9 protein-coding genes and 1 riboswitch are annotated in these 7873 nt (G+C 49.8%); of the genes, 8 read left to right on the top strand and 1 reads right to left on the bottom strand.

The annotated features are described in order from the left end of the window. Positions 1-201: 201 nt before the first annotated feature. The 5 genes from FPZ49_RS23065 to arsC all read left to right on the top strand — a co-directional run bounded on the left by FPZ49_RS23065 (position 202) and on the right by arsC (position 3378). Complete coding sequence (locus FPZ49_RS23065; protein ID WP_144851474.1) at positions 202-423, top strand: hypothetical protein; 222 nt, start codon at positions 202-204, stop codon at positions 421-423. 143 nt (positions 424-566) lie between these two features. Continuing rightward, positions 567-1724 (top strand): hypothetical protein, encoded by a 1158-nt coding sequence (locus tag FPZ49_RS23060; protein WP_144851472.1) that lies wholly within the window; start codon positions 567-569, stop codon positions 1722-1724. A 176-nt stretch (positions 1725-1900) separates the two neighbouring features. Beyond that, on the top strand, positions 1901-2245 hold the full coding sequence (locus FPZ49_RS23055; RefSeq protein WP_144851488.1) for an ArsR/SmtB family transcription factor: 345 nt from the start codon (positions 1901-1903) through the stop codon (positions 2243-2245). A 59-nt stretch (positions 2246-2304) separates the two neighbouring features. Beyond that, complete coding sequence (locus tag FPZ49_RS23050) at positions 2305-2943, top strand: MIP/aquaporin family protein (RefSeq protein ID WP_144851470.1); 639 nt, start codon at positions 2305-2307, stop codon at positions 2941-2943. A gap of 12 nt (positions 2944-2955) precedes the next feature. Beyond that, the gene (gene arsC, locus FPZ49_RS23045; RefSeq protein WP_144851468.1) at positions 2956-3378 is read left to right on the top strand and encodes an arsenate reductase (thioredoxin); all 423 of its coding nucleotides are present in this window, start codon (positions 2956-2958) and stop codon (positions 3376-3378) included. Between the two features lie 186 nt (positions 3379-3564). Here arsC and FPZ49_RS23035 read toward each other — a convergent pair whose 3' ends face one another. Then, complete coding sequence (locus FPZ49_RS23035; protein ID WP_144851466.1) at positions 3565-4257, bottom strand: CAP domain-containing protein; 693 nt, start codon at positions 4255-4257, stop codon at positions 3565-3567. 8 nt (positions 4258-4265) lie between these two features. After that, positions 4266-4406, bottom strand: a riboswitch (cyclic di-AMP (ydaO/yuaA leader). 233 nt (positions 4407-4639) lie between these two features. On the opposite strand from FPZ49_RS23035, the gene FPZ49_RS23030 reads away from it, so the two are divergent. The 3 genes from FPZ49_RS23030 (at position 4640) to FPZ49_RS23020 (ending at position 7814) form a co-directional block, all read left to right on the top strand. Next, positions 4640-5968, top strand: coding sequence for an extracellular solute-binding protein (locus tag FPZ49_RS23030; protein ID WP_144851464.1), 1329 nt, complete (start codon positions 4640-4642; stop codon positions 5966-5968). Positions 5969-6042: 74 nt separating this feature from the next. Further along, positions 6043-6918, top strand: coding sequence for a carbohydrate ABC transporter permease (locus FPZ49_RS23025; protein WP_144851462.1), 876 nt, complete (start codon positions 6043-6045; stop codon positions 6916-6918). A 29-nt stretch (positions 6919-6947) separates the two neighbouring features. Then, the gene (locus FPZ49_RS23020) at positions 6948-7814 is read left to right on the top strand and encodes a carbohydrate ABC transporter permease (protein WP_144851486.1); all 867 of its coding nucleotides are present in this window, start codon (positions 6948-6950) and stop codon (positions 7812-7814) included. Positions 7815-7873 lie beyond the last annotated feature (59 nt).

Raw genomic sequence — 7873 nt, 5'->3', positions numbered from 1 at the left:
TCAAAGAACTCGGATTCCTATTCTTTTCTGATTATTACCGACAAGTCACAACGTAAACTTAGGAACCGCCGTATACCGAACGGTACGTACGGTGGTGTGGGAGGTCGGCTGCTCAATTAATGAGCAGCCTCCTACCCGATTTATGATAGACTGTGTATACGAAACGAATCATCGTCTAAGCCCAAGGAGTGAAGGATCAAGATGGAACATTATGCAACATTGATTGGCGTCGTGCTGGAAAAGCTCGAGCAAACGTACAAAGACTTGAAGTTTAACTATGAAGGACTGGATAGTATTTTGAAGCAGCATTCGCTAGAAGAGCAGGCGAATACACCGGAGCTGCTGACGATCGCCCATCTGCGGGACGCCTACGGGGAGTTCATCCAGAGCGTCGAGTCGCGCTTTCCTGGCATCAAGGGATAAATATGGCTAGGGACTGAATTCATTTCCTTTTCAGCTAACTTTTAGCTAAGCCTAAGGTTGATTTCAGAGAGATTTCATAAAACCTCGGTATACTTCAAAGTGTAGAAGGCAAGCACAAAAATTTACCGAAGGTGGATGAAACTATGAAACCAATGAATAAGAAAATTTTAGCAGGAACGATTGCCAGCTTTTTACTCGGAGGCGGTTTTGTAGCACTGCTTCAAACCCCTAACGCGCAAGCGGCAGATGCAACTCAGACACCGGCGGTAACGAAAGATGCAAGCCAAGGTCAAGGACAACGTGGACAATTCGGCCGCGGAGAGATGAACTTCAAAGGCAACTCGTTCTTTAAAACGCTCGCAACGGTGCTCGGCACGGACGAAGCTACGATCGCGAGCGACCTGAAAGCAGGCAAAACGATCACCCAAATCGCCCAAGACAAAGGGTTGACAGTGGATACGCTGCTGCAAAAGCTGACGGAAGCTGAGACGAAGAGCATTGACGATGCGGTAACGGCAGGTAAACTCAAGCAAGAGCAAGCAGATAAAATGAAATCCGGATTGGCAGACCGCTTGAAGCAAATGATCGAGCATCCGATGATGATGGGTGGTAAAGGCGACGGCCGCGGCGGGTTTATGAGTGGTGCTCCTGGCTTCGGTGCGGGTCCGATCTTTAAATCGCTTGCAACCATCATTGGAACGGATGAAGCGACGATTCAAACCGAGCTGAAAGCCGGCAAGACCATCGCCCAAATCGCTCAAGAAAAAGCCAACCTGAGTGAGGATGCGCTGATTCAGAAGCTGACCGAAGTAGAGACCAAGTCGATTGACAACGCTGTAACGGCTGGGAAGCTGAAGCAAGAGCAGGCCGATAAAATGAAGGCTGGTCTCGCAGACCGCTTGAAAAAAGAGGTTGAGAACAAAATGCAGTTCGGCGGCAAGGGCCAAGGTCCACGTGGCGGGATGCAGCACCCAGGCTTTGGCCTTGGCGGCAGCCCGGACTCCATTGCCAAAATCATCGGCATTACTACGGATGAGCTGAACACCCAGCTGAAGGACGGCAAGTCGCTGGCTGAAATTGCAGATGCAAAAGGCATTACGAAGGACCAGCTGATCAGCAAGCTGAAGGACAACATGACTGACGAACTGACGAAGCTCGTAGATCGCAAAGGCGGCGTGAAGATGGACGGCGGCCACCGCTCGAACGGTCAAGGACCAAGAGGCAACGGTGAGTGGAAAAAGGATAACAAAAAGCCGGCTGCAACCGACAGCAGCAGCACTGGCACAACTACACAGCAATAAGTAGGCGAGAGGGCCTCCGCGATATGTGGGGGCTCTTTTTAGTTGCGTTGTCGCTTAGCTCAGTTCAATATTAATAAAACAAATTATTTTGATTAACGACTTGACGTTGCTGGATAAAAAAGATAAATTTGAAACATCAAAAAAAGTTGATGAAGTAAAGGGGGGTAAAAACGATGATGAAAGAAATTCCTGTCATTCAAGTAAATCCACCTAGCGTGTCCTTCAAGGCGTATGAATCCAAATTCAAAGCGCTGGCCGATGTTAAGCGTCTGCAAATCATGTATGAGCTGACTCAGCGTGGTAACACCTGCGTGTGCGATCTGATGGAGATCGTTGAAATGCCCCAATCCAAGCTGTCGTATCACCTAAAAATATTGCTGGATGCCGGTATGATCACTAAGGAGACCCGCGGCACCTGGAGCTACTATGAAATTAATCAGGATGAAGTCAGCCGGATTCTCTCCGAGCAGCTGTGCTGTATTTTTAAGCCTGCACGGAATGACGGGACAGATTGCTGCTAATTTTTTTTACTCATTAAATCAAATTAAGTTGATTTAATTCTTGGAGGGTGTTCAATCCCATGCAAAAGAAGTTCATTGCCGAGTTTATCGGCACCTATTTTTTGGTCTTTGCCGGTCCCGGTGCGATGGTCATTGACGATATCACCAAAAGTATTACGCATGTGGGTGTCGCGCTCACCTTCGGGCTTGTCGTTATGGCTCTTATCTATACGTTCGGACATATCTCCGGCGCTCACTTTAACCCCGCGGTCACCATCGGTTTTTGGGTAAGGGGTGATATTACTCCAAGAGAGGGTCTATTCTATATCGTCACTCAGTTTGCCGCGGCAGTTGCAGCAAGCTGCACCCTGCGTATGCTCTTTGGCAACGTCTCGAATTTGGGAGCGACGCTGCCGCTAGGAACGGAAAGCCAATCCTTTGTTTTGGAGTTTATTTTGACATTTATCCTGATGTTAGTCATTTTAGGCTCAGCCGTTCACGGGAAAGCGGTGAAAAGCTTTGCTGGAATAGCGATAGGAGGTACCGTCGGACTGATGGCTATGTTCGCAGGACCTATTTGCGGAGCCTCCATGAACCCGGCACGGTCACTGGGACCCGCCATCGTTTCCGGAGCAACGCAGCATCTCTGGCTATACTTAGTGGCAACCGTGCTAGGTGCTGTTGCTGCTACTTTAGTATATAAACTACTTCACGAATAAGGAGTTAGAAAAATGGACAAAAAATTAGTTTATTTTCTTTGTACGGGTAATTCCTGCAGGAGCCAAATGGCGGACGGATTTTTGAAAGCACTCGGCAGCGATAAATATGAGGTAAAAAGCGCGGGTCTGGAGGCGCATGGTCTGAATCCCCGTGCAGTACAGGTCATGAAGGAAGCAGGCATCGATATTTCGAATCATACCTCGGACGTGATCGATCCGCAGATCCTGAAGGATGCGGACTATATTATCACGCTCTGCGGTCATGCTAACGACAATTGCCCGGTCGTGCGGAACGATAAAGCGGAGCGATGGCACTGGGGCTTTGATGATCCGGCAAAGGCGACGGGGACGGAGGAGGAAATCATGGAGAAATTCCATGAAGTCCGAGACGCTATTAAATACCGGATGGAACAATTTGTGAAAGAGGGGAAATAAGCATGATCAAACGGATGCATGTGGCGGTAAACTGCAGCAACCTCCAACGTAGAACCGACTAAATTCAAGGACAATTACGCTAAGTTTGAGCTCGATGGTCCTGCTCTGCATTTTTCACTGAATGTCAAGAAATAAGTAAAAGACCGTCCGCAGACGGTCTCTTTTTTTTGTTAAAATAAAATTCGATTAGTTCGCAATAAACTCCTGAACCCATTCGCCGTTATAATACGCTACGCCGATTTTTGTGTAGTTCGGGCTCAAAATATTTTGACGATGGCCCGCACTGTTCATCCAAGCGGTCATCACCTCTTGCGGTGTGCGCTGACCCATAGCGATGTTCTCGCCTGCATAGGTGAAGCGGATTCCGTACGATGTCATCATGTCAAACGGCGAGCCGTACGTTGGCGACGTATGATCGAAGTAATGGTTGTTGTACATGTCTTTCGCTTTATCCAAGGCCATGCCTGTCAAGGCGCTGTCACTGGTCAGCGGTGCTAAGCCGGCTTTCGCGCGCTCTTGGTTTACCAAAGTGACCACTTGGCTGGCAAAAGCGGAAGTGCTGGTCGTTGCTGTGCTGCCTGTTCCCGGTTGAACGGTGGATCCAGTGGAGCCAGTAGTAGTTCCAGTGTTGCTCGTGCTAGGAGCTGCACTTGTGCCTGGAAGATTCAACTTCATACCTGGCCAAATGATGTTCGGGTTCGCTACCTGTGGGTTCGCCTGAATTAACGAAGTTAAGCTCATGCCATACTTCTTCGAAATCAGCCACATCGTATCGTTGCCGGACACCGTGTAAGACGCAGGCGCGGCAAAAGCGGCAGTAGCTCCAACCAACGTACTCAGTGCAAGGGCACCTGTTAATACGGATTTCTTAAAACGCATAAAAATCATCCTCTCCTTTTTGACGGCCTACGAGGTTAGCTGACGGATTCGGGTCAAAGAGCAATCACCCGGCTGCTGCATGCACAACAGCTTCACCCCAAAGATAGGTTCCCCCGCGCTTCGCATTGAAGCTTCGGCCTTTCATTCGATATGACTCATCAAGCATGATCGCGGCCAAGGCGGCATGTCTTTCTGAGTTCGTTCCATTCTAGCACGGGATAAAAGGATGGTCATTGTTTAATATTTTCCAACTCTAGGGAAATTGAATTTGTCACCGTGTCCAAGCCGATATTTCTCCCCCCTACTCCTGATCATTTTCCCCTTACCTATCCTGAGCCTGCGAGATAGAATGAAAAGCGAAAGAACAGGGGAGGTTAATTATATGAACAAACTAACGAAAATCGGACTAAGCATGGCAGTGTCCGCTTCATTACTAGCAGGCTGCGCTGGCGGTCAGCAAGCAGAAGACAAAACAGCAGCAAGCGGTGGCGCTTCCAAAGCGAAGGCGAAAGTAACCGTTTGGCATAACTGGACAGGGCAAGACGCGAAAGCGATTGCAATGAGAAAAATTTTGGATGACTTCCAAGCGCAGCACCCTGAGGTTACGCTGGAAGTAGAAGGACTTCCGACAGACGGCTTGAAGACACGCTTGCGTACTGTAGCAGCTGCGGACGAAATGCCGGATCTGTTCGTGATGTGGCCGGATGCCATGACGAAGGAATTTGTAAAAGGCGGCCTGCTGCAGCCGATCGATGAGTTCTTGAACTCCAAGCCGGAGTGGAAAAACAACTTCATTCCGAACGCGCTCGACGGCTACACGGTAGACGGCAAAACGTACTCCGTACCGATGAACCTGGCGCCAAGCTCCTTCATTTATTATAACCAAGCCATTTTCGATAAGTACGGCGTGAAGGTTCCCAAAACATGGGACGAGTTCAAGACGGCTATCGATACCTTCAATAAAAACAACGTGACTCCGATTGCGCTCGGCAACAAAGCAAACTGGGTAGCACAATCCACAATCTTCAGTACGATTGCTGACCGTGTAACAGGTACGGACTGGTTCTTGAAAGCAGCGACGCAAAATGGCGCGAAATTTACCGATCCGGAGTTTGTGAAGTCCTTGTCCATGCTGCAAGATCTGGGCAACGCAAAAGCATTCCAAGAAGGCTTCAACAGCATCGACGAGAACCAAATGATGCAGCTGTACTTCCAAGGCAAAGCGGCTATGTTCATGGACGGCGGTTGGGCGCTGGCGAACCTGGTGAAAAATGCGCCGAAGGAAGTGCTGGATACGACGCATATCACGGTTTTGCCGGCTATTGATGGCGGTAAAGGCAGTGCGCAAATGACAGCGGGCGTTGTTGGTACGGGGATGGGCGTAAGCAAAAAGCTGACGGGCGCGAATAAAGACGCTGCGATGCAATTGCTGTATGCACTCTCTGGACCGGATGGTCAAAAAGCGACACTTGAAAGCAGCACTCTGGTAAGCTACAAGATCGATCTGGACAAAACCAAAGCACATCCGCTCTTTGTTGAGCTGAACGAATTGATGAAAAATACGAAAATCAGCCCGGTATACGATTCCAAGCTTAGCTCCGCGGCAGTAGACGTAATCAACAACGGTCTGCAAGAGCTGCTCATGGGCGGCAATCCGGAAGCGATCGCGAAGAAGATTCAAGACGCACAAGCGGGCGCGATCGGCAAATAACTTAAGCGCGCACCAACCCCCAGCCCTCCCTTGCGGAGGGCTAACTATTTCACAGAAGGAAGTGAATGATTCGAATGAATACTTTGCGAGTCCGTCGGTTTATGACGCTAGGGCTACTGCCCTCGATGCTCGTGTATACGCTGTTCGTGTTTGTGCCAGTCATCTGGTCTGCCTACTACGGCTTCTTCGATTGGAAAGGGATCGGCGCGGCCAAGTTCATCGGGCTCAAGAACTACGTGGAAGTAATTCACGATCCGGTATTTTGGCGCGCACTGAAAAATAACATCATCTTCGTCCTCGCTTCGCTGTTCGGGCAAGTGCCGCTGGCGCTCGTGCTGGCGATCGTGCTCCACAAGAGCAATGGGCTGCAACGGTTTTTGCGCTCCGCGATTTTTATGCCGATGGTGCTGTCCTCGGTCATCATCGGGATGATCTGGCAGTACATTTACCATCCGCAAATCGGGATTTTGAATTTCCTATTGGATAAGCTGGGATTGTCCAGCTGGAAGCTGCAGTGGCTGTCGGATGGGAAGATCGCCATTTACTCGCTGACGCCGCCGCTCATTTGGAGCTTTGTCGGCTTGTACCTGATCATTTTTATTTCCGCACTGCAAAATATCCCCGGTGAAATCCACGATGCGGCGAAGATTGACGGAGCTTCCGGCCCAACCAAGCTGCTCAACATTACGCTTCCAATGATTTGGAGCACGGTGCAGGTAGCGATCGTACTTTGTATTTCCGGCAGCTTGAAGTCGTTCGACCTGGTCTATGTGATGACCAAAGGCGGCCCTGCGCATGCTACGGAGCTGCTCGCCATTTACATGTATAACTCCACGTTCTCGTCATACCGTTACGGCTTCGGGAGCGCGATTTCGACGACGATTATCATCATCAGCCTGCTCTTCATCGGCACCAGCCAGTGGATCACGAGCAGAAGAGCGAAGAAATAGGAAAGGAGGACAACCAGTTGGAAAACACTATGACGCAGTACAATCCGGCCTCTTCACATAAATGGGGAGCTTCAGTGAAAAAATGGAGACAAGGCATATTTTGGCTGTTCCTGATCATCTATGGACTTTTAACGTTATATCCATTGTTTTGGCTGTTCATCAGCGCGTTCAAAACGAATGCCGAATTCATCAACCGTCCGTTCGGACTGCCGGAGACGTGGCAGCTTGAGAATTTCGCTCGAGCGTGGAAATCGTCCAAGATGGGCGTCGCGTTCATTAACTCGCTGATCGTTTCGCTCGGCTCGCTGGCGGTTACCTTGTTCATCTCCGCTTTAGCGTCCTTCGTCCTGGCTCGCTTCCAATTCAAGAGCAAGGGCTGGATCATGGGCTTTTTCGTAGTCGGAATGCTTATTCCGATTCACAGCACGCTCGTTCCGCTGTTTATTCTCATGAAGCAAATGTCGGTGCTGAACACGTATTGGGCGCTGATTTTGCCTTATACGGCCTTTGCGCTGCCGACGGCGATTTTCGTGCTCACAGCCTACCTTACCTCGGTGCCGAAGGAAATTGAGGAAGCGGCGTTTATCGACGGAACCGGGCTTTGGGGCGTGTTTCTGCGGGTGATGCTGCCGATCTCGCTTCCGGCGCTCTCGACGGTGACAATTCTTAGCTTTTTGCACTTTTGGAACGATTTCTCGTTCGCCTTGGTTTTTATCAGCAAAACGAGTCTGAAGACTTTGCCTCTAGCGATTGCTACGTTTTCTGATGGCAATCAGACAGACTATGGCTTAACACTGGCAGCGATGACGATCGCGGTCATTCCGACGATTATCGTCTACCTGATGTTCCAGGAGCAGGTCATGAAAGGCATGACGGCCGGCGCGGTTAAAGGGTAATCGTTATATAAACAGAATTGAACGGGGAACGAGGGGGAGAACAGTGGGCATCAGGCGAT

Source organism: Paenibacillus cremeus, from assembly GCF_007786445.1.
In the GTDB taxonomy this organism is placed as follows: Bacteria; Bacillota; Bacilli; order Paenibacillales; family NBRC-103111; genus Paenibacillus_G; species Paenibacillus_G cremeus.
Note: the sequence above shows the minus strand (reverse complement) of the source record. Positions and strands in the feature narration are given on the sequence as shown.